This window comes from Luteolibacter pohnpeiensis (assembly GCF_016595435.1).
Lineage (GTDB): Bacteria > Verrucomicrobiota > Verrucomicrobiia > Verrucomicrobiales > Akkermansiaceae > Luteolibacter > Luteolibacter pohnpeiensis.
Genome location: NZ_JAENIJ010000220.1, coordinates 1 through 377, shown reverse-complemented (window position 1 = coordinate 377; position 377 = coordinate 1). Strand labels below are relative to the sequence as shown.

The 377-nt window shown below is 57.8% G+C and carries 1 protein-coding gene; it reads right to left on the bottom strand.

From position 1 onward, the window contains the following. Window positions 1–377 (bottom strand): UDP binding domain-containing protein (locus tag JIN85_RS21030; protein ID WP_325110137.1); only part of this gene is annotated, 377 nt, incomplete at both ends.

The following is a 377-nucleotide window of genomic DNA, read 5'->3' as shown; positions in this document are numbered from 1 at the left end:
GCAGCTTCGTAAGGGGTCTTGGCAATGATCACGTTGCTGTCGAATAGCTCAGGGTCGATGCCGACTTCTAACAAGTCGCGGCGCATCGTGGCTGGATCGACCCGCGGATCGTAGATCGCCACGGTCGCGCGCTCTAACAACAGGTCGCGGCAGATCGCGATGGCGGCGGATTCACGGGTGTCGTTGGTGTCCTTTTTGAACGCGAATCCGAGAATGGCGATGCGTTTGCCGGAGACGGTGTTGAATAGGGTGCGGACGATTTTTTCGACGAAGCGCGACTTCTGCCAATCGTTGAGGTGGATGACCTGGCGCCAGTATTCGGAAACTTCCGGCAGGCCGAAGGACTCGCACAGGTAGACCAGGTTGAGCACGTCTTT